Source organism: Methylobacterium sp. J-118, from assembly GCF_057836565.1.
This window is the reverse complement of sequence record NZ_JBYQFA010000001.1, coordinates 3,619,232-3,641,288: the sequence shown is the minus strand read 5'-3', so window position 1 is coordinate 3,641,288 and position 22,057 is coordinate 3,619,232. Positions and strand designations below refer to the sequence as shown.

Genomic DNA, 22,057 nt, shown 5'->3' with positions numbered 1-22,057 from the left:
TGCTCGCGTCGCGGCCCGTAGCCCTATATGCCACCCGACGTGACCGAGATCCTCTTCTACCACATGCAGCGGCAGCCGCTCGAGCGGGTCCTGCCCAACCTCGTCGAGCGGTCCCTCGAGCGCGGCTGGCAGGCCGCGATCCAGGCGGCCACGGAAGAGCGGCTCCAAGCTCTTGACGACCACCTCTGGACCTATTCCGACGAGAGCTTCCTTCCACATGGCACGGACCGCGAGCCCGATTCGGGCAGCCAGCCGGTCGTACTGACCCTACGCGACGTCAATCCCAACACCGCCTCGATCCGATTCCTCGTGGAGGGCGCCGACCTTCCGCCGGATGCCGATGCCTATGCGCGGATCTGCATCCTGTTCGACGGCACCGATCAGGACGCCCTGTTGCGCGCCCGCGAGCAGTGGCGGCAGGCCAAGGAGGCCGGCCACGCGGTGGCCTATTGGCAGCAAGACGATTCGGGCCGCTGGAACAAGAAGGCCTGACCGTGATCCTCAGCCGCCCCCTCGCCCGCGCCGTCCTCGGCCTCGCCCTGGCGTTCGCCGGATCCCCGCCGCTCCGGGCCGAGGATGCGCCGCACGGCCATCCCCCCGCTGAGGCCAGGGCGGCCCCCCGCGGCCCCGAGGGACGCCGCCTGCCGCCGGATTCGACGACGAAGCAGAGCATCACGCTCCCGGACGGCCGGACCCTGGACTTCACCGCCACCGCGGGCAGCCTGCCCCTCGTCGACGAGGCCGGCAAGCTCCAGGCCGAGATCGCCTACGTCGCCTATACGGTGGCGCCCGAGGCCGGGCGGATGCGCCCCGTGACCTTCGCGGTGAATGGCGGCCCGGGGGCGTCGTCGGCCTATCTCAACATCGGCGCGATCGGCCCCTGGCGGCTGCCCACGGGGGGCGCCAGCATCAGCCCGTCGCAGCCGGTGGCGCTGGCCTCGAACGACGGCACATGGCTCGACTTCACCGACCTCGTGTTCATCGACCCGGTCGGGACCGGCTACAGCCGCGCGGTGGACGGCAATGGCAAGGCCTACTGGTCCGTGGATTCCGATGCCGCGACCCTGGCGGCGGTGATCGCCCGGTACCTTCGGGTCAATGACCGGATCTCCGGCCCGAAATTCTACGTGGGCGAGAGCTACGGCGGTTTCCGCGGGCCGCTGATCGCCGAGAAGCTGCAGGAGGAGATCGGCGTCGGCCTGTCCGGGATGGTGCTGCTGTCGCCGGTTCTCGATTTCGGTTGGCTCGAGATGCCGCGGGCCAATCCCTGGGGCTACGTGCTCAAGCTGCCCTCCCTCGCCGCCGGCGCCCTGGAGCGGAGCGGCACCGTGCCGACGCCGGCCCTGCTCGGGGAGTCGGAAGCCTACGCGTCCGGCCCTTATCTCGCCGACCTTCTCAAGGGCCCGGCCGATGCCGGCGCGGTGGCGCGGATGACCGAGAAGGTCGCCCCCATGGTCGGGCTCGACGCCACCCTCGTACGCGGGCAGGCCGCACGGCTGTCGACCCGCAGCGTCCAGCGTGAGATCGACCGGGCCGAGGGTCGCGTCGCCAGCGCCTACGACACCGGGATCACCGGATGGGATCCGAACCCGGACGCGGTGCAGTCGGGCTTCGAGGATCCCCAGCTCACGGCGCTCCAGGCTCCACTCACCAGCGCCATGCTCGATCTCTATGCCCGTACGCTGAAATGGCCCGTGCCGAATATGCGCTACGAGCTCCTGAACAATGCGGTGAACCATGGCTGGAGCTGGGGTTCGGGGCGGCAGGCGCCGGAGGTTCTTTCAAACCTCAAGGGCGTGCTGGCGCTCGACGGCAAGCTGCGCGTCCTCGTCGCGCACGGCTTCACCGACCTGGTGACGCCCTACTTCGCCTCGAAGCTCCTGCTCGCACAGGTGCCGGCCTACGGCGCTGGCCGCCTGAGCCTGTCGGTCTACCCGGGCGGCCACATGTTCTACACGCGCCCGGATTCCCGCGCGGCGTTCCACCGGGACGTGGAGCGTCTCTACGCAGAGGCCGTGAAGGCGCGCGATGCGGGCCCGACGGCCATCCCGACCGAGCGCACGAGGGACGCACCCTGACGCCCGGCACCGGGCGGGTCCGGAGGACGTCGCGCGGTTCGCAATGCGTCCGCGAACCGGCTCAGCCCCGCGTGGTCGTCTTCAGGAAGAGAATGTCGATATCCCGCTGCGGGACGTAGTCCTTCACCACCATCTCGAAGGTCGTCGGCCCGGTCTTCCGGACGTTGCTGCCGCAGAACGAGACCATCGTCGCGGGATCACCCTTGTCCACGATCAACCGGAACGTGCCGATGGGCCCGGCCCAACCATGCCCGGGGGCAACCGCGTAGGAGAGGGACTCCTCGTAGGCCTGAAAGGACCGGCTGCCGTCGGCACTCGCCCGGCGGTACAGGCTCTGGGCGAGCCGCGCGAAGGCCGGATCCGTGCAGAATCGGTCCGCATAGCCGGCCATCGCCGCAGGCCCCAGATCCGGGGAGCCGAAGGACAGGCCGGACTGGCTGGCGAGGCTCGGCACGAAGTGTTGGCGGACCGCGAGCTCCCGCCCGGCCGGGAACGCCTGCCGCCGCCAGAACCGCGACTTCAGCGTCCAGAGCGGGACGTCCGCGAGCGTGCCGTCCGCGTGCTCCTGCCGATCGAGGATGCGGGCCTCGATCAGAAGACGGCGCCGGCTCTCCGGGAGGCGGCGCAGGGCGCCAGCCGTCGCGTCGACGGTCGGCACCAGCGGGATCCCGAGGTCCGCGAGTTCGCCGGTGATCTCGACCGGCCGGCCATCCCGCGTCAGGAAGGCGTGCTGCTCGACCTGCCACGGGACGGATTGGCCATCGACCGCGGCGTCGAACCCGAGGACGTTGTCATGCGCCGGATCGGGGATCGCCACGGCCATCCCGGGACCACCGACGATGTCGGGAATCGGAAACGCGAGGGTCGCCTCGATATCGGCCCCGGTCGCATTGCGGAACCGGTAATCGGCCTGCACGGCCGTTTCGGACAGGGTCAGGTCCTCCGCCACAAGGGCGATCGGGCCGGTCGTCTCCAGGATGAGCCCGCCCGCCTTGAGCGCGGCGACGGTGTCCTCGGCCCGGCCGGGCAAGGACGCCGCCATGAGGAGGGCGAGGGCCAGCGACGGGGTTTTCATCACGATCACGCTCAAGGGTCTCGAGAATCCGATGGCCGGCGCGGCCGCTCAGCGCCGTCCCCGGTGATGCGGACAGGATTCCGTCACGCCTCCGTTGTGCGAGAGCTGTCATGCGTCTACAACGATCGCGTGACGGTGCCCCGGCGACGGGGTGAAAAGGGAATGCGGTGAGGGGCGCGAGCCTCGAATCCGCGGCTGCCCCCGCAACTGTGAGCGGTGAGCGTCTGCCAGAGGGCCACCGGAGCGATCCGGGAAGGCGGCAGGTGCGTCGACCCGCGAGCCAGGAGACCTGCCGTCACGACAGGATCCCGCAATGCCGCCGGTGGGGCGGCTGGAGACACACTCGATGACCACCTCGACCCTCGCCCCCGTCGCCGTCGGTGCCCGCTCGTCGGAGCGCCCGGTCGCCGTCGTGCTCGCGGCCATCCTGGGCCTCGGCCTGCTGTTCATGGTCGGCTTCTCGCCGGCGATCGCGTTCCACAACGCGGCGCACGACTTCCGGCATACCCAGAACTTCCCCTGCCACTGACGCCATCGTCACAGGGATGATCATCCGGCTTCTGTCGGCGGCTCTGGCCGCCGGCTTCCTCGCGGCCGTCGTCGTGACGGGCCTCGAACTCACGCTCACGTCGCCGCTGATCGTGGCGGCCGAGCGCTATGAGCATGCCGAGCCGAGCCACCAGGCCGCGCGTGCCCTGCCGATCGTGCTGGCCCATGCCGGCCACGACCACGCGGCGCCCGATGCCGCACCCGACTGGGAGCCCGCTCCCGGCCTGCCCCGGATGGCGTTCACCGCGCTGGCGACGCTGGTCGGCGGCGTCGGCTACGCCCTTTTGCTCGGCGCCGTCATGCTGGCCTGCGGGCGCGAACCGACGCCGCAGGTTGCCCTCGCCTTCGCGGTGGCGGGCTTCGCGAGCGTCGCCCTGGCGCCAGGCCTCGGGCTGCCCCCCGAACTGCCCGGCAGCGAGGCCGCGCCGCTGGCCATCCGGCAGGCCTGGTGGCTGATGACCGCGGCGGCGACCGGGATGGGCCTGTACCTGATCGCGATCCGCCGCACGCTGATCGCGATCCTGGGCGGGCTCGTCCTGATCATCGCCCCGCACGTGGCCGGGGCGCCCCAGGCACCCGAGGGCGCGTCCGAACTTCCGGCGGCACTGGCGGCGCAGTTCGCCGCCCGCTCGCTGGCGATCAGCTTCGTGTTCTGGATGCTGATCGGCCTCGGGCTCGGCCGGGCCTGGCAGGTCTTCGGCCGCGAGACGGCGCGCGGGGTCGCCCGTGCCTGAGACCATACTGTACGTCTGCACCACCTGCCGCCGCGAGGGCGACGATCCTGACGGTCCCCGGGCCGGAGCCCGGCTTCTCGACGCCCTGCGGGACCGGGCCGGCGACGCGCCCGACCTGCGGATCGAGCCGGCGGAGTGCCTGTCCGTGTGCAAGCGGCCCTGCACGGTGGCGGTCGCCTCGGCCGACCGCTGGACCTACGTGTATGGCGACCTGGATCCGGCCGCCTCCGCCGAGATCATCTTGGACGGTCTGTCCGCCTACGCGAAGACCCCCGACGGCATCGTGCCGTGGCGGCAGCGTCCCGCGGCGTTCCGCACCGGGGTGATCGCGCGCATCCCCCCTTTTCCCGATCCGAGCCCGCCTCAGGCCGGCACCCTGGAGGCCGCGGAATGACCCTCGTCGCCAAGATCCCCTGCACCATCGTCACGGGCTTCCTCGGCGCGGGCAAGACGACGCTCGTGCGCCACGTGGTCGAGAACGCCAAGGGGCGGCGTCTGGCGATCCTGGTCAACGAGTTCGGGGATGTCGGCTTCGACAAGTCGTTCCTGGCCGCTTGTGGGGTCGAGGGCTGCACCGAAGATTCCATCGTCGAACTACCGAACGGATGCATCTGCTGCACCGTCGCGGACGATTTCGTTCCGGCGCTCGAGACGCTGCTCAGCCGCGCCGAGCCCCCGGAGCATATCCTGATCGAGACCTCCGGCCTCGCCCTGCCCAAGCCCCTGGTCCAGGCCTTCCAGTGGCCGGCGATCCGCTCGCGGGTCACGGTGGACGGCGTCGTTGCGGTGGTGGACGGGCCGGCGGTCGCGTCGGGCGCCTTCGCGGAGGATCCGGAGGCGCTGGCCGCCCAGCGGGCCGCCGACCAGTCGGTCGATCACGACAATCCCCTGGAAGAGGTGTTCGAGGACCAGCTCCTCTGCGCCGACCTCGTGGTGCTCAACAAGGCCGACCTGATCGACGCCGCGACCCGCGCCCGGGTCCGGGCCGAAGTGGAGGGCCATCTGCCCCGCGCCGTGAAGGTGGTCGAGACCGAGAACGGCGTCATCGACCCCCGCGTGCTGCTGGGCCTCGGCGCGGCGGCCGAGGACGATCTGGACGCCCGGCCCTCCCATCACGGCGACGGCGAGGATCACGACCACGACGATTTCGAGACCGTGGCGCTGCCGATCCGCCCGGCGGTGACGGCCGCCGACCTCGCTTCCCGGGTCGAGGCGGCGGCGGAGACCGCGGGCGTCCTGCGGATCAAGGGCTTTGCCGAGGTCGAGGGCAAGCCGATGCGCCTCGTGGTGCAGGGTGTCGGGCGTCGCGTCGTCCACCATTTCGACCGGCCCTGGCGGTCGGGCGAGGCCCGGGACGGCACGCTGGTGGTGATCGGCTTGAAGGGTTTCGACCGGGACGCCGTGGCGGCGGCGCTCGCGGGATGAAATCCGTCGTGCGCGCCCGTCCGGACACGATCTAAGGGCCCGCGCGATGCATCTCGTGCGCATCGATGCCGTCTCCCTCGACGAGGGCGAGGCGGCGGTGGATCTCGGGCAGGAGCCCGGGGATCTCGTGGTGCTGTCGTTCACCGACAGCGACCTCGCGGGCATCGCGCAGGCGCACGCCGCCGAGCCCGGGCTCCCGAGCCTGCGCCTCGCCAAGCTCGCCAAGCTCAGGCATCCGCTCTCGGTCGATCTGTACGTCGAGCGGGTGGTGGCGCGCGCCAAGCTCGTCGTGATCCGCTGCCTCGGCGGGCTGGATTACTGGCGTTACGGGATCGAGCGTTGCGCCGCGGCGGCCCGGGCGCATGGCGTGACGCTCGCGGTCCTGCCGGGGGACGACCGGCCCGATCCGCGGCTCGCCGGCTTCTCCACCGATCCCGACCTCGCCGCGCAGCTCGACGGTTATTTCCGCGCGGGCGGTTCGGACAATCTGCGCCGGATGCTGCGGCTGCTCGCGGTCCGGACCGGTGCCGACGTCCCGGTCGAGCCGCCGCTGCCGTTGCCGCGCGGCTTCCCCTGGTGCCCCGGTTGCGGCGTGCTTCCCCTCGACACGGCCGTGGCGGCTGCCCGGAGCGCGATCCCGCTCGCCGGATCGCGGTGCCGGTCCGAGCCGCTGGTCCTGCTCCTGGTCTATCGATCCGCCGTGCTCGGCGGCGACACCGCCCCCTTCGTGGACCTCGCCGCCGCCCTGCGCGCCCGGGGGATCGGGGTGCTGCCCATGGCGGTCTCGAGCCTCAAGGAGCCCGAAGCCGCCCGCGCGGTGGCCCTGGCCGTGGGGGCGCGCAAGCCCGACCTCGTGATCGCCGCCACGGCGTTCTCGGCCCGCGAGGACGGGATCGACTTCGTCCTCGACGGCGCCGCCTGCCCGGTGCTCCAGGCCTTCACGGTCGGGTCCCCGCGGACGGCCTGGGAGGCTTCGGCCCGGGGGCTCGGCGCGGCCGACCTCGCCATGCAGGTGGCCCTGCCGGAATTCGACGGCCGGCTTTCGGGTTTCCCGATCTCGTTCAAGGAAGAAGCCGCGGAACTGGCGGGTTTCGCCGAGCGCCGGGCCGTGTCCTACGGGCCCGGGATCGCCGCCCTCGCGGACCGGGCTGCGGGCTGGCTTCGGCTGGCCGCCCTGCCCCGATCCGACCGGCGGATCGCGCTGGTTCTGTCAGACTACCCAGCCCGGGGTGGACGGGCGGGCTTCGCGGTCGGTCTCGACACCCCCGAGAGCGCCCGCGCCATCGCCGCCAATCTCACCGCCGCTGGCTATGCGGTCGGCACGTTGCCGCAGCCCGGCGCCCTGATGGCGGCCCTGACCGAGGGCCCGGCGGCTTTCGACGTGCCGCTCGCCGCCTATTCCGTCTGGTTCGAGGGGCTTCCCGGGACGATCCGCGCCGCCGTCCTCGACGCCTGGGGCCAGCCCGAGGCCGACGCGGCCTGCACGGACGGCGTGTTCCGATTCCGGATGGCGACCGCCGACGCCGGCCTCACGGTCTTCCTCCAGCCGGATCGCGGACGGGATTCCGACCGGAAGGCGGGCTACCACGATCCGGAGCGCGTCCCGACGCACGCCTATCTGGCCTTCCATCTCGGCCTGCGGCAGCACTTCGACGTCCTGGTGCAGCTCGGGACCCATGGGACGGCGGAGTGGCTGCCCGGCAAAGCCGTGGCCCTGTCGCCGCACTGCTTCCCGGCCCTCTGCGTCGGCGCTTTGCCGGTGGTCTACCCGTTCATCGTCGACGATCCGGGGGAGGCCGCACCGCTCAAGCGTCGCCTCGGCGGCGTCGCCCTGGGCCATCTGACCCCCGCCGTCACCGGACCGGCGCCCTCTCCCGAGGCCGCGCGCCTGCGCGAATTGGTCGAGGAATACGCTGCCGCCAGCGTCCTCGATCCGCGCCGGGCCGGGCTGATCGCCAGCGCCATCCTGGACGATGCCGCCGCGGCCGGGCTCCTCGACGGCGCCGGCATCGGCCAGGACACGCCGATGGACGAGGCGCTGACCCGGCTCGACGCGCATCTCTGCGACCTCGGCGAAACCGTGTTTCGCGACGGGCTGCACGTCTTCGGCCGCGCCGCCGACGATGCGCCGGCCGCGCTCGTGGCATCGGCGGCCGGCGAGCGTGCGGGACTGTTGGCAGCCCTCGACGGACACTTCGTCGCGCCAGGGCCGTCCGGCTCCCCATCCCGGGGGCGCACGGACGTGCTGCCCACCGGGCGCAACCTCGCGACGCTCGACCCCCGGGCGATCCCGAGCCGGGCCGCGACGCTCCTCGGCACCCGGGCGGCGGCGGCGGTGGTGACGCGCTACCTGCAGGACGAGGGCGCCTATCCCGCCCGGATCGTGATGGATCTCTGGGCTTCGCCGACCCTGCGCACCGGCGGTGAGGACGTGGCGCACGCCCTCGCCCTGATGGGCGTCCGGCCGGTCTGGGACCATGCCAGCACCCGGGTGACCGGCTTCGAGGTGGTGCCGCTGGCGATGCTCGACCGTCCGCGGATCGACGTCACCGTGCGGGTCTCGGGGGCGTTCCGCGACACATTCCCGGAGACGCTTGCCCTGATCGACCGCGCCGCCCGGGCGGTGGCCGACCGGGACGAGGCCGACGACGAGAACCCCCTGGCGGCGGCGCGCCGCCGCGGCGAGACGGCGGCGCGGGTCTACGGCGCGGCCCCGGGCCGCTACGGCGCCGGAACCGCCGGCACCGCCCTCGACGGACCCTGGGAGACCCGCGCCGATCTCGGGCGCGCCTATCTCGCGGCCAGCGGCCATGCCTACGGCGACCGCGAGGGGCCCGATGCGGGCTTTGCGGCGCGGGTCGCGTCGGCCGACGCCTATTGGCACGCCTTCGATGCGGCCGAGCGCGACCTGTTCGACGGCGATGCGGCGGTGGACGCCATGGGTGGCTTCGCGGCCGCCGCCGCGCTTCAGGACGGTCGCCCGACACTCTACAGCCTCGACGTGTCCAATCCGGAGCAGCCGAAGGCCCGCACGGCCCGGGAGGATGCCGCCCGCCTGATCGGCGGGCGCCTCGCCGATCCCCGCTGGATCGCCGCGCAACTCCGCCACGCCTATCGGGGCGCGCAGGAGTTGGCCCAGGGGCTCGACGCGGTCTTCGTGCTGGCGGCGGCGAGCGATGCCGTGACCGATGCCGGTTTCGACCGGCTCTACGCGGCCTGGATCGCCGATGCGGATGTGTTCGAGCGCCTGCGCGCCGCCAACCCGGCCGCGACCCGCGCGATCCTGGAACGCTTCGACGAGGCCCGCGACCGGGGCCTCTGGCACAGCCGGCGCAACGCCCTGCCGGCCGATGCGCTCCTGCCGGCGGCGGCCGAATGAGCGCGCGTCCGCATCGCCGCGCCCTGCCGGAGGCGGCCGCCCGCCGGGGCTGGTGCCCGAGCCTCGCCCGCCCGATGCCCACCGGGGACGGGCTGCTGGCGCGGGTCCACCCGCCGCTGGGGGTCCTGACCCTGGCGCAGGCAAGTGCGGTGGCGCAGGGCGCACGGCTTTTCGGGAACGGCCATCTCGACCTCACCGCCCGGGCCAACATCCAGATCCGCGGCGTCACCGAGGCGACCCGCGCCGCGCTGTCGGACCGGCTCGCGGCGACCGTGCTCGGCGATGTCCGCACCGACGGCGGCCCGCAGCGCCTGACCCTCACCTCCCCTCTGGCGGGCCACGATCCGGACGCGTGGATCGACGGTCCGGCGGTCGCCCGCGCCATCGAGGCGGCGGGCCGCGCCATCCCCGGCCTGCCGGCCAAGACCCTCGTGGCCATCGCGGATCAGCCGGGCGTGGCGATGCCGGAGGCGGATTGCTGTCTCACCGCCCGGGGGCTGGGTGCCATCGCCATCACGCTGAGTGCCGGTGTCGGACAACGGGATCTCGGTCTCTGCACCGAGGGCGAGGCGCCCGGACGTGTCGGGGCGCTGCTCTCCGCCTTCGTGCGGACGGGCCGGCGGCGGATGCGCGATCTGACGGAGGACGAGCTGACGGCGGTGGTCGAGGCGATGCCCGCGTCCGGGGCGGCGGGGATCGACATCTCCGTGCGGCAGGGAGGCGACGGCGTTTCCTCGACCCCGGCGCCGTTCGCGCCGGCCGCCGGCCTTCATGCGAGGCCCGACCTCCAGATCCTCGCGATCGAAGCGCCGTTCGGCCGCTGCACCGCCGATGCCCTCGACCGCGTCGTGGCCGCCGCCGAGACGCTCGGCGTGGACACGATCCGCCTCTCGCCGACGCGCGGCATGGTCCTGCTGGCGGCACCCGGCACTCCGGCTGCGGCGGCGCTGGCGGATCTCGCCGCGGCATTCGTCGTCGTGACCGACGATCCCCGGCGCCATGTCGATGCCTGCACGGGCGCTCCGGGCTGCGCCTCCGGCTCGACGCCGACGCTGGCGGATGCCGCGCGGGTGGCCGAGCTGTTCCGGCCGCTGGCGGCCCGCGGCCATGTCGCGCACGTGTCCGGTTGCGCCAAGGGCTGCGCCAGGCCCGGCTCCGCCGACCTGACGTTGATCGCCCGTGCGGGTCTCTACGGCGCCGTGATCGGCGGCGCGCCCAGCGACGAGCCACGGATACACCTCCCTATCGAGGCCGTTCTGGACCGGTTAGGAAGGGCCAAGACCGTCGGGCTATCCGCCGCCTTCGCGCCGGATATCGCCCAAACGGGGTACGGGAGGGACGGAAGACCGGTATGAGCGCGAGCCAGAACGCCCAGCGCCAGACAGGATCGGAGCCGGCGACGGCTCAAGAACCCGCGTCCCGCTACGAGTATATCCGCGACGGCGCCGCGATCTACGCCCGCTCCTTCGCGATGATCCGCGCCGAGGCCGAGCTCGCCCGCTGGACCGGCGCCGCGGAGCGCGTGGTTGTGCGCATGATCCACGCCTGCGGCATGACCGACCTCCCGGCGGATGTGGAGATGGCGCCAGGCTTCGCCGAGGCCGGCGTCGCGGCCCTCCGGGCCGGCGCGCCGATCCTGTGCGATGTCCGCATGGTCGCCGACGGCGTCACCCGGGCGCGCCTGCCCGCCGCCAACCGGGTGCTCTGCACCCTCGGCGATCCCCGGGTGCCGGACCTCGCCCGGGACCTCGGCACCACCCGGTCGGCCGCCGCCATGGAGCTGTGGCGCGAGCACCTCCCGGGCAGCGTCGTGGCGGTGGGCAACGCGCCGACCGCCCTGTTCCGGCTGTTGGAACTGCTCGATGCCGGCGTGGCGCCCCCGGCCGCGGTGATCGGCATCCCGGTGGGCTTCGTCGGCGCGGCGGAATCGAAGGCGGCGCTGGCCCTGGACGGCCGGGTGCCGTTCGTGGTCGTCCACGGCCGGCGCGGCGGCAGTGCCATGACGGCGGCGGCCGTCAACGCCCTCGCCAGCGAGATCGAGTGATGGACGGGTTCGAACGGCTCGACGCCCCCGCCGAGGCGCTCCCCACCGCCGCGGTCACCGGCACGCTGTACGGCGTCGGGATGGGCCCGGGCGATCCCGAGCTGCTGACCGTCAAGGCCCAGCGAATCCTGATGCGGGCGCCGGTGCTCGTCCATTTCTGCAAGCGCGGCAAGCGCGGCAATGCCCGCACCATCGCGGACGCGATCCTGCGCGACCCGGCCCGCGAGCTGGCGCTGGCCTATCCCTACACCACCGAGATCCACCCCGAGCACCCGGACTACGTGGCGGCGCTCGCCGACTTCTACGACGATGCCGCCGGCCGGCTCGCCGACCATCTCGGCGCCGGGCGCGACGTGGCGATCCTCTCGGAGGGCGATCCGTTCTTCTACGGCTCGTTCATGCACCTGTGGCGGCGGCTGAAGGACCGCTTCCCCGTCGAGGTGGTTCCGGGCGTCACCGGCATGTCGGGCTGCTGGACCCGGGCGGGCACGCCGATCACCTGGGGCGACGACGTGCTGACCGTCCTACCCGCGACCCTGCCGCTCGCCGCGCTCACCGAGCGGCTGCGCGGGACCGACGCCGCCGTGGTGATGAAGCTCGGGCGCCACCTGCCGAAGGTGCGCGCGGCGCTAGAGGCGGCCGGCCTGCTGGGCCGGGCGGTCTATGTCGAGCGCGGCACGATGGCGGGCGAGCGCGTCGTCATGCTCGTCGACAAGCCCGACGATGCCGCGCCGTACTTCTCCATGGTGCTGCTGCCGGGCGAGGGGCGCCGGCCTTGACCGGCAGCCTCGTGGTGGTCGGCCTCGGCCCCGGGGATGCGGGCCTGCTGACCGAATCCGCCCGTCGCGCCCTCGACGCCGCGGAGGACCTCGTCGGCTATTTCCCCTACGTCGCCCGGGTTCCCGAGCGCCCGGGCCTGGTCCGGCATGCCAGCGACAACCGGGTCGAGGTCGACCGCGCCCGCCATGCCCTGGAACTTGCCGCCTCCGGCCGCCGAGTCGCGGTGGTCTCGGGGGGCGATCCCGGCGTGTTCGCCATGGCCTCGGCCGTGTTCGAGGCGGTCGAGCATGGCGAGGCGGCCTGGCGCGACCTGGCGATCACGGTCGAGCCCGGGATCACCGCGATGCTGGCCGCCGCCGCCCGGCTCGGGGCGCCCCTCGGCGGCGATTTCTGTGCGCTGTCGCTCTCCGACAACCTGAAGCCCTGGCCGGTGGTGACCGCCCGGCTCGAGGCGGTCCTGCGCGCCGATTTCGTCGTCGCGCTCTACAACCCGATCTCGGCCGCCCGACCCTGGCAGCTCGGCGCGGCCCTCGACCTCGCCGCCGGGATCCGGGCGCCGGAGACCCCGGTGATGTTCGCCCGGGCGATCAGCCGGCCGGACGAGGCGATCCAGGTGTCGAGCCTCGCCGCGGCGCGCGACGTCCCGGCCGACATGGCGACGGTGGTGATCCTCGGTGCCTCGACCACGCGGCTGATCCCGCGATCCGCCGGCCTGCCGTTCGTCTACACATCGCGCAAGGTCACGGGGGCGGTATGATCGCCCGCATCGAGCCAGCGGAGCGCGCCGGCGGCATCCGGAACGCTCGGCACGCCGGGCTTCTCCGGCCGGCGCACCATGATCACCGGGATCGCCAGGCTGCGCGCCGCCGCGATCTTGCCGTAGGTCGCAACCCCGCCGGAATTCTTGCTGACCAGGATCTCGATGCCGGCCTCACGCATCAGAGCGGCCTCAGCCGCCGCGTCGAACGGGCCGCGCGCCTCGATGGTCAGGAGGTGGGGCACCGGCAGCGCGTCGCCGAGCGGCTCGACCGTGCGCGCCACGTAAGCGTGCTGCGGCGCCGCCGCGAAGGCGCCGGCCTCCTGCCGGCCGATCGTCAGGAACACGCGCCGGGGATCGAGGCCGAGGGCGGCGACCGCCGCGTCCATGCCGTCGACCTCGGTCCAGAGATCGCCCGGAACGGCTGTCCAGGCCGGCCGGCGGATGGCCAGCAGCGGCACACCCGCCAGGGCCGCCGCCCGGGCGGCATTGCCCGAAATGGTCGCCGCGAAGGGATGCGTCGCGTCGATCAGGCGATCGATACGCTGGGCGCGCAGATAAGCGGCGAGCCCCGTCACGCCGCCGAACCCGCCGATCCGGGTCGGCACCGGCTCGGCCTTCGGCGCCGCGGTGCGGCCGGCCAGGGACAGCATCACGGCGCGATCGGCCCGGCCAGCCAGCGCCCGCCCCAGGGCGCTGGCCTCGCCGGTCCCGCCGAGGATCAGGATTCGCATCGCGCCGCTGGTCATGGACGCCTTGTCCATGAGCGCTGACCCCCTGTCGAGCCGGCCCGGGGCCGGGCGCTGGCTGTCGATCGTCGGCATCGGCGAGGACGGGCGGGCGGGTCTGGCGCCCTCTGCCGCCGCGGCCTTGGAGAGCGCCCGCGTGATCTATGGGGGCCGACGCCATCTCACGCTCGCAGGCTCCCTCGACGCCGAGATGCGGAGCTGGCCCAGCCCGATCCAGGACGCCTACCCGAAGATCCTCGCGCGCCGGGGTGCGCCGACCTGCATCCTCGCCACCGGCGACCCGTTCCATTACGGCATCGGCGCCGAGATCGCCCGGCTGGTGCCGCCGGCTGAGATCTGCGCCTTCCCCCAGGTCTCGGCGTTCAGCCTCGCCTGTGCGCGGCTGGGCTGGCCGCTGGCCGAGTGCGGCCTCGTCACCCTCCACGGCCGGGCGCTCGCCCGGATCGTCCCGCATATCCAGCCGGGGGCGCGCCTCCTCGTCCTGTCGTGGGACGGCGCGACCCCGGCGGCCTTGGCGGGCCTGCTCACCGAGCGCGGCTTCGGCGCGTCTCTGGTGACGGTGCTGGAGGCGATGGGCGGCCCGCGCGAGACCATCCGCGCCGCACGCGCGGACGCCTTCGAGCTCGCCGGGATCGACCCGCTCAACACCGTGGCGATCGCCGTCGCGGGTGCCGGCAGCGCCCTCCCCCTCGCGCCCGGCCTCGACGATACCCTGTTCGAGAATGACGGACAGCTCACCAAGGCCGAGATCCGGGCGCTGACCCTCGCGGCGCTCCGCCCCCATCCGGGCCAGCACCTGTGGGATATCGGGGCCGGCGCCGGCTCGGTCGCCATCGAGTGGATGCTGCGCCATCCCACCGTGCGCGCCACCGCCATCGAGGCGCGACCGGACCGGGCCGCGCGCATCCGGCGCAACGCTGAAACACTCGGCGCGCCGGACCTGACTGTCGTGACCGGCGCGGCGCCGGCGGCCCTCGCCGGCCTGCCCGCGCCGGACGCGGTGTTCGTCGGCGGCGGCGTCTCGGAGCCCGGACTCCTGGCGGCGGGTCTGGCGGCGCTCCGGCCGGGGGGGCGCTGCGTCGCCAATGCGGTGACGCTCCAGGGCGAGGCGGCCCTGCTGGCCGCCTTCGCGGCGCATGGCGGCAGCCTGCGGCGCTTCGGCGTGGAGCGGGCGAGCCCCGTGGGCGGCCTGCATGGCTGGCGGCCCGCCATGCCGGTGACCCAATGGGCCTGGACCAAGCCATGACCGGCCCCCTGGTCGCCGGGATCGGATTCCGCCGCGGGACCGGCGCCGACGAGATCGCGGCGCTGATCGCCCGCGCCCTCGGGCAGGTCGGTGCGGCCCGCGGCGACCTGGCGGCGGTCGCCACGGCCGCCGACCGGGCCGTGGAGCCGGCGATCCGGCAGGCGGCGGCGCGGTTCGGCCTGTCGCCCTGCCCGGTCGCCCCGGAGGCGCTTTCGGCCCGCGACGGCGACCTCGTCACACGCTCGGCGCGGATCGAGCGCCTGCGCGGGGTCGGCTCCCTGGCCGAGGCCGCCGCCCTGGCGGCCGCCGGACCGGAGAGCCGCCTTGCCCTTCCCCGGATCGCGAGCGACGGCGCCACCTGCGCGCTGGCGCTGCGTCCCAGCGCAGCGACGGCACCATGACGGTTCATTTCATCGGTGCCGGTCCCGGCGCGGCCGATCTCATCACGGTGCGGGGGCGCGACCGGATCGCGGCCTGCCCGGTCTGCCTCTATGCCGGCTCCCTCGTGGCCCCCGAGATCCTCGGCTGGTGCCCGCCGGGCGCCCGGATCGTCGACACCGCCCCCCTCGACCTCGACGCCATCGTGCGGGAAATCGAGGCGGCCCATGCCGCCGGTCAGGACGTGGCGCGTCTGCATTCGGGGGATCTGTCGATCTGGAGCGCGCTGGCCGAGCAGATGCGTCGGCTCGACGGGCTCGGTATCCCCTACACGGTGACGCCCGGCGTCCCGGCGTTCGCGGCGTCTGCGGCCCTGCTGCGGCGGGAGCTCACCGTGCCGGGGGTGGCGCAATCGGTCGTCCTGACCCGCACCTCCGGGCGGGCGAGCGCCATGCCGGAGCGCGAGACGCTGGCGGCCTTCGCGGCGACCGGCGCGACCCTGGCGATCCACCTCTCGATCCACGTGGTCGCGCGGGTCGCGGCCGAACTGATCCCGTTCTACGGGCCCTCCTGCCCGGCCGCGGCCGTGTTCCGCGCCTCCTGGCCGGACGAGCGGGCGCTGACGGCCGATCTGGCCACCCTGCCGGCCCTGGTGGCGGAGGCCGGCCTCGAACGCACGGCGCTGATCCTCGTCGGCCCGGCGCTCGGGGCCGAGACCTTCCGGGACAGCGCCCTCTACGCCCCCGACTACGATCGGCGCTACCGGCCCGGCGGCACCGTCGGGAGCCCGGCATGACCAGCGCCCCCGGCCTCCTCGTCGCGGCCCCACGCTCGAGCTCGGGCAAGACCACCGTGGCCCTCGCCCTCATGCGGGCCCTGACCCGCCGGGGCCTGCGGGTGCGCGCGGCCAAATGCGGACCGGACTACATCGATCCGGCATTCCATCAGGCGGCCACGGGCCGGCCGAGCTTCAACCTCGACAGCTTCGCCATGGCGCCGCCGCTGCTCGACGCCCTGGCCCGCGCCACGACGGCCGATGCCGATCTCGTGATCGCCGAGGGATCCATGGGCCTGTTCGACGGGGTCCGGGCCGCGGAGAGCCGGACCGGCGCCAATTCCGACATCGCGTCGCGCTACGGCTGGCCGGTGGTGCTGGTGGTGGACGTTTCCGGGGCGGCGCAATCGGCCGCCGCCGTAGCGCTGGGCTGCCGCCTGTACGATCCGCGGGTGACGATCGCCGGGGTGATCCTGAACAAGGTCGCGAGCGCGCGCCATCGCCGCCTCGTGGAGGCCGGGATGGACCGGGCCGGGCTTCCGGTGCTGGGGGCGCTGATGCGCGACGCGCAGCTCGTCCTCCCCGAGCGCCATCTCGGCCTCATCCAGGCCGGCGAGACCGCCGACCTGGAGGCGCGGCTCGACCGGCTCGCGGAGCTCGCGGAGGCGGGGATCGACCTCGACGCCGTGATCGCCGCGGCGGGCGGGGCCGTGCCGGCCTCGGATGAACCGCTGCCCCCGCCGCCCGGCCAGCGCATCGCGGTGGCCCGGGACGCAGCGTTCAGCTTCCTCTATCCGCATCTCGAAGCCGGATGGCGCGGGGCCGGGGCCGAACTCGTGCCGTTCTCGCCCCTGGCGGACGAGCCGCCGCCGGAGGCTTGCGACGTCTGCTGGCTGCCGGGGGGCTATCCCGAGCTGCATGCCGGCCGCCTCGCCGGCGCCGGCTGCTTCCTGGACGGCCTGCGCGCCTTCGCGCGCACCCGCCCGGTCCACGGCGAGTGCGGCGGCTACATGGTACTCGGACGGACACTGGAGGATGCGGACGGCGCTACGCACGCCATGGCGGGCTTGTTGCCGGTGGCGACGTCCTACCGCCGCCGCAAGCTCCATCTCGGCTATCGGGTGGCGCGCCTGTGCGGGGACGGCCTGCTCGGGCGGCGCGGCGCACGGCTGATCGGCCACGAATTCCACTATGCCAGCGAGCTCTCGCCGGCCGCTCCGGAGCCGGACGCCCTGGCCCAGGTCACGGACGCGGAGGGCACCGATCTGGGCTTTGCCGGACACCGGATCGGCACCGTGACCGGAAGCTTCTTCCACCTCGTCGCCGGCGATCCGGCCTGAAGCCGGGCGGCGATCCTGAGTGCGACCCGGATCCCGCGCGGATCTCAGGCCGGGTCGGCCGGAGGGGATCGGTCGCGCGCCTGGGCGAGCCGCGCGGCGCTGCGAACGAGCGCCAGCACGTCACGGCGCATCTGCTCGTCGTCGATCTGCGCGTAGGCGCGCAGCAGATCGATCGCGCCGTTGCCGCTGAGGAAGCCGAAGACGTCTTCCTGGGTGCTCGCGCGCGACTCGCTCTCCTCGAAGAAGGCCGAGACGGGCACTTCGAGCAGCCGCGCGATCTCGCGGAGCCGCCCGGCGCCGACCCGGTTCTGGCCCTTCTCGTATTTCTGCACCTGCTGGAAGGTGACGCCGACCGCATTGCCGAGTGCGGTCTGGCTCATGCCGCGGGCCTTGCGCAGGGCGGTGATCCGGATGCCGACGAGGCGATCCACGTCCGTGGTCTGCTTCGGCATCGTCTGACCGGGCGCATCCTTGTCAGCGGGACTTAGTGCGTCCTGCTGCGCACGCGGTGTCTTCGCCTCGCCGTCGCGCCGCTTCACCGTCCGCCCCTACGTCCAAGACCGTAAAATTCGTCCGCGCCGCGCGAAGCTCGCAGACGGCAAAACGCCGGCCTGCCACACTTGAGGACGGCGTCGCAGTAGGACACCAAGTTGTCAAGCTCCGCAAGTCGATGATTACATCTTCTAGTTTAAGCACACACAACTTTGCAACATTGTTGCTCAAATGTCGAGCGCTCAACTCTATAGGGATTATGGGGTGCGCCCTGTGGCCGCGCGGGGGGTCGCATCGCGGGTGGGAACGCGAGTAGACTCGAGGCCTCACAGGAGAACGCCATGTTCGTCGCGATGAATCGCTTCAAGGTTGTCAAGGACGCCACCGCTGACTTCGAGGCCGTCTGGCTCGGTCGCGACAGCCATCTCGGAGAGATGGACGGCTTCGTCGAGTTCCATCTGCTGCGCGGGCCCGAGCACGAGGACCACGTCCTCTACGCGTCCCACACCATCTGGCAGTCGCGCGCCGCCTTCGAGGCCTGGACCCGCTCCGAGCAGTTCCGGAAGGCCCATGGCCGCGTTCCCTCGACCAAGCCGCTCTACCTGGGCCACCCGGAATTCGAGGGTTTCGAGGCGATCCAGACCGTCGGGGGATCGAGCGACGCCGCCGCACACGCCGACGCCGTCTGACCGGCCGAGCCCGGCGCCCGTTCTGTCGCGATCGGCACGAATGGACGCCGGGCCGGCGCGAGCATGCCTGACGTCGAGGACCGGGTTCCAGTCCCGATCGCGCGACCGTCGAAAGCAGTTCGCACCGTGTCGCGGAGCAAAACCGGACGTCCTCAACCTATCGCTTTTGGTTGAATCTGTGTTCGAAGTAACTCCTTTGGATTGAGACTTCACAGCTGCGCAAAGTACGTACTGACACTGATTGTGCCGAAAACGGTCGAAAAATCGGCCCTAAATCAATTGTTCATTGCCGCGACCGTCACCGCGTATTAGAGCGGGACATCCCGGCAGAAACGGGTTCGTGATTCTCCGGGCCCGCCGCTTGCTCCGTCAACGGTACAGGCCGGCACTGAAACATCGTCTGTTTCAGACTGGTACATAGTCCGATCAAGACGGGACGTGGCGCGTCACATGTTTCACGAACGGCTGCCGGAAACATACCAGCTCCTGCCGAGTTCGGCCGAGCGCAGACGCAGCGTCTGGTCGGCCCTGCTGCCCCACCGCGGTCGGGCGGCGGCACGGGTCGCCCTGTCGTCGGCACTGGCGGCCACCGATTTCGCGGCGATCCTGGCGGTCACGCTGTGCATGGAGTTCGCCTATCAGATCGCCTACCAGGACGGTGCGATCGGGCTGGGCAGCCTGCGCGGCATGCGTTTGGCGGCGCTCCTCAGCCTCGTCATCGTCGCAACGAACGCCCTGCGGACGGAATACAGCCTCGACACCGTGATCGCGCAGAAGCCGAACCTCCAGCGGGCGACCTCCCTGTGGCTGGTGGCGTGGGCAGCCGTGCTCGTCGTCGGCTTCATGACCAAGACCACCAACGATTACTCGCGCCTGGTCTCCCTCGGGGCCTTTCTCGTCGGCCTGCCGGTGCTGGTGGCGACCCGCGCCGGGATGGTCCGCCTCGTGCGGCAGCGCCTCACCGCCGGCTCGGCCTCGGTGAGCCGCGTCCACCTCGTCGGGTACGAGGAGGATATCGCGCGGTTCTATACCAGCAACGCGGTCGATCACCTCGGCCTGCGGATCGTCGGCACGAGCTACCTGCGCCGCGTCGATCCGAGCGCCGACACCGCCGCCCGCCACGACCAGCTCCAGGAGGATCTCGACCTCGCCGTCTCGGTGGTGCGATTCCTCCGGCCGGACGACGTGTTCGTGCTGGTGCCGTGGACTGATACCGCCGAGGTCGAGCGCTGCATCGACGCCTTCCTGCGCGTGCCCTCGGCGCTGCACCTGCGGCCCGGCACGATGCTCGACCGCTTCCCCGACCTTCAAGTCGCCCGGGTCGGCGGCGTCTCGGGGATCAATATCGGCCGCCGTCCGCTCAACCTGGGCGAGGTCGTGCTCAAGCGCGCCCTGGACCTGACGGTGGCGACGATCGCCCTGGTGTCGCTGTCGCCGCTGCTCGCCGCCATCGCGGTGGCGATCAAGCTCGACAGCCCCGGTCCGGTCTTCTTCCGCCAGCGGCGCTACGGGTTCAACCAGCAGCCGTTCGGGGTGTTCAAGTTCCGGTCGATGCGGGCGGAGCCGAACGCGGTCTTCCGGCAAGCGACCCGCAACGACAGCCGGATCACCCGGATCGGGGCGATCCTCCGGCGGACGAACCTCGACGAGTTGCCCCAGATCCTCAACGTCCTGCGCGGGGAGATGTCGTTGGTGGGCCCCCGTCCGCACGCCCTCGCCCATGACCGGAGCTTCGAGCGGCGGATCGCCCTCTACGCCCGCCGCCACAACGTGCGGCCCGGAATCACGGGCTGGGCCCAGGTCAACGGCTTCCGGGGCGAGACCCTGACCGACCTCGATATGGAGCGGCGCGTCGCCTGCGACCTGCACTACATCGACAATTGGTCGGTCTGGTTCGACATCCAGATCATGATCCAGACGCTGATCTCGCGGCGCGCCTATCGCAACGCCTGCTGACGCGCCGCCGGGCGGGGCCCGCCTCCGAAGGCGTCAGGGCGCCTGATCGCGGTCGCGGCAGGCGCCGCAATCGCCCTCGACCTCCAGGATGCTGTGGCTCGGCGTGAAGCCGGCCCGCTTCAAGGTGCGTCCGAGGCCGCCCTCGACCTCCTCCGACGACGCCTCGTCGACCACGCCGCAGCTGCGGCAGATCAGGAAGATCACCCCCGCCCCGGGGGCATGGTCGTGCGCGCAGGGTATGAACGCGTTGCGGCTGGCGATCCGGTGGACGAGCCCCTGCTCCATCAGGAAATCGAGGGCGCGGTAGACCGAGACCGGAGCCACGCGCTTGCCCGGTGCGCTGAGCCGTTCGGCGATGTCGTAGGCCCCCTGGACCTTCCCGACCGCGACCACCGCTTCCAAAACCTCGCGGCGCAGCGGCGTGAACTGCAGCCCGCGCTCGCGGCAGACGGCCTCGGCCCGCGCGAGCATGTCCCGGGTACCGCTCCGGCAGGCATCGTGCCCCTCGTGACGGTGCATGATCGCTCCAACGACAGATCCGCAGGTTGTCCCACGGGTTTGTTACAGTGTATCACCGCCGCCCCGGACCGCACCAGTCATCCCGCACGGTCTCCGCGCCGGCGCCAGCGCGACGAGGACACCTTGCCCACCACGCCCACCCCGAGACCGGCGGCCCGGCCTTCGCTGTTCCAGAGCGGGATCGGCCCGCGCCTCGCCCTTGCCGGCGCGCTCTCCACCCTGGTCTGGCTGGCGATCGCCTGGGCGCTGGCGACATGAGCGCCGGACTCCGGAGGCCGGATCCGATACGCCTCGTCGGCCTGACGCTCGGCTACGACCGGCATCCGGCCATCCACCATCTCGACGGGACCGTGCGCGCCGGCGACCTCCTGGCCCTGGTCGGGCCGAACGGGGCCGGCAAGTCGACATTGCTCAAGGGCATGGTTGGCGAGATCCGCTGCCTCGACGGGCGCATCGAGCGCGCGGGCCCGATCGCCTACATGCCGCAGGCCGACGAGATCGACCGGAGCTTCCCGCTGAGCGTCATGGACCTCGCCGGCATGGGCCTCTGGCGCCGGGACGGCGCGTGGCGGAGCCTGGGCCGGCGGCGGCGCCTGATCGAGGCCGCGCTCGCTGCGGTGGGCCTCGACGGATTCGAGGCCCGGCCGATCGGCACCCTGTCGGGCGGGCAGTTCCGCCGTGCCCTGTTCGCCCGGCTGATCCTGCAGGATTGCCCGGTCCTACTCCTGGACGAGCCCTTCACCGGGATCGATGCCCGCACCGTCGACGATCTGCTGGCGCTGCTCCGGACCTGGCACGCGGAGGGCCGCACCGTCGTCGCCGCCCTGCACGATCTCGGTCAGGTCCGCGATCACTTCCCGACGACGCTGCTCCTCGCCCGGGAGCCCGTCGCCTGGGGTCCGACAGGACGGGTGCTGACGCCCGAGAACCTCGCCCGCGCCCGCAACCTCTCCGAGGCCTGGGACGATTCCGCGCCGATCTGCGCCGGGCCGCACGCCTCCGGGGCGCCGGCCCATGACCATGGCGGGCACGGGGTCGGCGCGCATCATCACCACGAGGATGCCGCGTGATCGAGCCCTTCGGATCCCTGGT

The 22,057-nt window shown here is 72.7% G+C and carries 23 protein-coding genes and 1 riboswitch; of the genes, 19 read left to right on the top strand and 4 right to left on the bottom strand.

Features of this window, described 5'->3' with window-relative positions:
- The first annotated feature begins 39 nt into the window (after positions 1-39).
- Both AC3IF3_RS17570 and AC3IF3_RS17565 read left to right on the top strand, forming a co-directional pair.
- The gene (locus AC3IF3_RS17570; protein ID WP_489217480.1) at positions 40-492 is read left to right on the top strand and encodes a DNA polymerase III subunit chi; all 453 of its coding nucleotides are present in this window, start codon (positions 40-42) and stop codon (positions 490-492) included.
- A gap of 2 nt (positions 493-494) precedes the next feature.
- A complete protein-coding gene (locus tag AC3IF3_RS17565; protein WP_489229690.1) occupies positions 495-2,078 on the top strand; it encodes a S10 family peptidase in 1,584 nt (527 codons plus the stop codon).
- Positions 2,079-2,139: 61 nt separating this feature from the next.
- Here AC3IF3_RS17565 and AC3IF3_RS17560 read toward each other — a convergent pair whose 3' ends face one another.
- Positions 2,140-3,153 carry a DUF4424 family protein gene (locus AC3IF3_RS17560; protein WP_489231326.1) on the bottom strand — a complete coding sequence of 338 codons (1,014 nt, stop codon included), beginning with the start codon at positions 3,151-3,153 and terminating at the stop codon, positions 2,140-2,142.
- A 116-nt stretch (positions 3,154-3,269) separates the two neighbouring features.
- A riboswitch (cobalamin riboswitch) is annotated at positions 3,270-3,464 on the top strand.
- 35 nt (positions 3,465-3,499) lie between these two features.
- Here AC3IF3_RS17560 and AC3IF3_RS17555 point away from each other — a divergent pair.
- The 9 genes from AC3IF3_RS17555 to cobJ are packed head-to-tail and all read left to right on the top strand — an operon-like array spanning position 3,500 to position 12,821.
- Complete coding sequence (locus tag AC3IF3_RS17555; protein WP_489229689.1) at positions 3,500-3,682, top strand: CbtB domain-containing protein; 183 nt, start codon at positions 3,500-3,502, stop codon at positions 3,680-3,682.
- 16 nt (positions 3,683-3,698) lie between these two features.
- Positions 3,699-4,436: a CbtA family protein gene (locus AC3IF3_RS17550; RefSeq protein WP_243967188.1), complete on the top strand. Its 738-nt coding sequence runs from the start codon at positions 3,699-3,701 to the stop codon at positions 4,434-4,436.
- On the top strand, positions 4,429-4,830 hold the full coding sequence (locus AC3IF3_RS17545; protein WP_489229688.1) for a DUF1636 family protein: 402 nt from the start codon (positions 4,429-4,431) through the stop codon (positions 4,828-4,830). The genes AC3IF3_RS17550 and AC3IF3_RS17545 overlap by 8 nt, the downstream gene beginning before the upstream one ends.
- Complete coding sequence (gene cobW, locus AC3IF3_RS17540) at positions 4,827-5,861, top strand: cobalamin biosynthesis protein CobW (protein WP_489229687.1); 1,035 nt, start codon at positions 4,827-4,829, stop codon at positions 5,859-5,861. Before AC3IF3_RS17545 ends, cobW begins: the two co-directional genes overlap by 4 nt.
- Before the next feature lie 46 nt (positions 5,862-5,907).
- Positions 5,908-9,240, top strand: a complete 3,333-nt coding sequence (gene cobN, locus AC3IF3_RS17535; RefSeq protein ID WP_489229686.1) for a cobaltochelatase subunit CobN — start codon at positions 5,908-5,910, stop codon at positions 9,238-9,240.
- Positions 9,237-10,595 carry a precorrin-3B synthase gene (locus AC3IF3_RS17530; RefSeq protein ID WP_489229685.1) on the top strand — a complete coding sequence of 453 codons (1,359 nt, stop codon included), beginning with the start codon at positions 9,237-9,239 and terminating at the stop codon, positions 10,593-10,595. The genes cobN and AC3IF3_RS17530 overlap by 4 nt, the downstream gene beginning before the upstream one ends.
- Positions 10,592-11,284, top strand: coding sequence for a precorrin-8X methylmutase (locus AC3IF3_RS17525; RefSeq protein ID WP_489229684.1), 693 nt, complete (start codon positions 10,592-10,594; stop codon positions 11,282-11,284). Before AC3IF3_RS17530 ends, AC3IF3_RS17525 begins: the two co-directional genes overlap by 4 nt.
- The gene (locus AC3IF3_RS17520; protein WP_489229683.1) at positions 11,284-12,063 is read left to right on the top strand and encodes a precorrin-2 C(20)-methyltransferase; all 780 of its coding nucleotides are present in this window, start codon (positions 11,284-11,286) and stop codon (positions 12,061-12,063) included. The genes AC3IF3_RS17525 and AC3IF3_RS17520 overlap by 1 nt, the downstream gene beginning before the upstream one ends.
- Entirely contained in the window at positions 12,060-12,821 is a 762-nt protein-coding gene (cobJ, locus tag AC3IF3_RS17515; RefSeq protein ID WP_489229682.1) for a precorrin-3B C(17)-methyltransferase, read from the top strand. The genes AC3IF3_RS17520 and cobJ overlap by 4 nt, the downstream gene beginning before the upstream one ends.
- On the opposite strand, the gene AC3IF3_RS17510 is transcribed toward cobJ, so the two are convergent.
- Positions 12,788-13,570 carry a cobalt-precorrin-6A reductase gene (locus AC3IF3_RS17510; protein ID WP_489229681.1) on the bottom strand — a complete coding sequence of 261 codons (783 nt, stop codon included), beginning with the start codon at positions 13,568-13,570 and terminating at the stop codon, positions 12,788-12,790. The genes cobJ and AC3IF3_RS17510 overlap by 34 nt on opposite strands.
- A gap of 13 nt (positions 13,571-13,583) precedes the next feature.
- Here AC3IF3_RS17510 and cbiE point away from each other — a divergent pair, with 13 nt between their 5' ends.
- Genes cbiE through AC3IF3_RS17490 form a run of 4 tightly spaced genes read left to right on the top strand, consistent with a single transcriptional unit; the run spans position 13,584 to position 17,309 of the window.
- Positions 13,584-14,816, top strand: coding sequence for a precorrin-6y C5,15-methyltransferase (decarboxylating) subunit CbiE (cbiE, locus tag AC3IF3_RS17505; RefSeq protein WP_489229680.1), 1,233 nt, complete (start codon positions 13,584-13,586; stop codon positions 14,814-14,816).
- A complete protein-coding gene (locus tag AC3IF3_RS17500) occupies positions 14,813-15,217 on the top strand; it encodes a cobalamin biosynthesis protein (RefSeq protein WP_489217469.1) in 405 nt (134 codons plus the stop codon). Before cbiE ends, AC3IF3_RS17500 begins: the two co-directional genes overlap by 4 nt.
- Positions 15,214-15,990, top strand: coding sequence for a precorrin-4 C(11)-methyltransferase (gene cobM / locus AC3IF3_RS17495; RefSeq protein WP_489229679.1), 777 nt, complete (start codon positions 15,214-15,216; stop codon positions 15,988-15,990). The genes AC3IF3_RS17500 and cobM overlap by 4 nt, the downstream gene beginning before the upstream one ends.
- Entirely contained in the window at positions 15,987-17,309 is a 1,323-nt protein-coding gene (locus AC3IF3_RS17490; protein WP_489229678.1) for a cobyrinic acid a,c-diamide synthase CobB, read from the top strand. Before cobM ends, AC3IF3_RS17490 begins: the two co-directional genes overlap by 4 nt.
- A gap of 44 nt (positions 17,310-17,353) precedes the next feature.
- On the opposite strand, the gene AC3IF3_RS17485 is transcribed toward AC3IF3_RS17490, so the two are convergent.
- Positions 17,354-17,761, bottom strand: coding sequence for a helix-turn-helix domain-containing protein (locus AC3IF3_RS17485; protein WP_489220366.1), 408 nt, complete (start codon positions 17,759-17,761; stop codon positions 17,354-17,356).
- 381 nt (positions 17,762-18,142) lie between these two features.
- Between AC3IF3_RS17485 and hmuQ the strand changes: the two genes are divergently transcribed.
- Both hmuQ and AC3IF3_RS17475 read left to right on the top strand, forming a co-directional pair.
- On the top strand, positions 18,143-18,490 hold the full coding sequence (hmuQ, locus tag AC3IF3_RS17480) for a heme-degrading protein HmuQ (protein WP_243967200.1): 348 nt from the start codon (positions 18,143-18,145) through the stop codon (positions 18,488-18,490).
- Positions 18,491-18,940: 450 nt separating this feature from the next.
- Entirely contained in the window at positions 18,941-20,446 is a 1,506-nt protein-coding gene (locus AC3IF3_RS17475) for a sugar transferase (protein ID WP_243967201.1), read from the top strand.
- 33 nt (positions 20,447-20,479) lie between these two features.
- On the opposite strand, the gene AC3IF3_RS17470 is transcribed toward AC3IF3_RS17475, so the two are convergent.
- Positions 20,480-20,965, bottom strand: coding sequence for a Fur family transcriptional regulator (locus AC3IF3_RS17470; protein ID WP_243967202.1), 486 nt, complete (start codon positions 20,963-20,965; stop codon positions 20,480-20,482).
- Positions 20,966-21,088: 123 nt separating this feature from the next.
- Here AC3IF3_RS17470 and AC3IF3_RS17465 point away from each other — a divergent pair, with 123 nt between their 5' ends.
- Positions 21,089-21,223 carry a hypothetical protein gene (locus tag AC3IF3_RS17465; protein ID WP_489229677.1) on the top strand — a complete coding sequence of 45 codons (135 nt, stop codon included), beginning with the start codon at positions 21,089-21,091 and terminating at the stop codon, positions 21,221-21,223.
- Positions 21,220-22,035, top strand: coding sequence for a metal ABC transporter ATP-binding protein (locus AC3IF3_RS17460; RefSeq protein ID WP_489229676.1), 816 nt, complete (start codon positions 21,220-21,222; stop codon positions 22,033-22,035). The genes AC3IF3_RS17465 and AC3IF3_RS17460 overlap by 4 nt, the downstream gene beginning before the upstream one ends.
- Positions 22,036-22,057 lie beyond the last annotated feature (22 nt).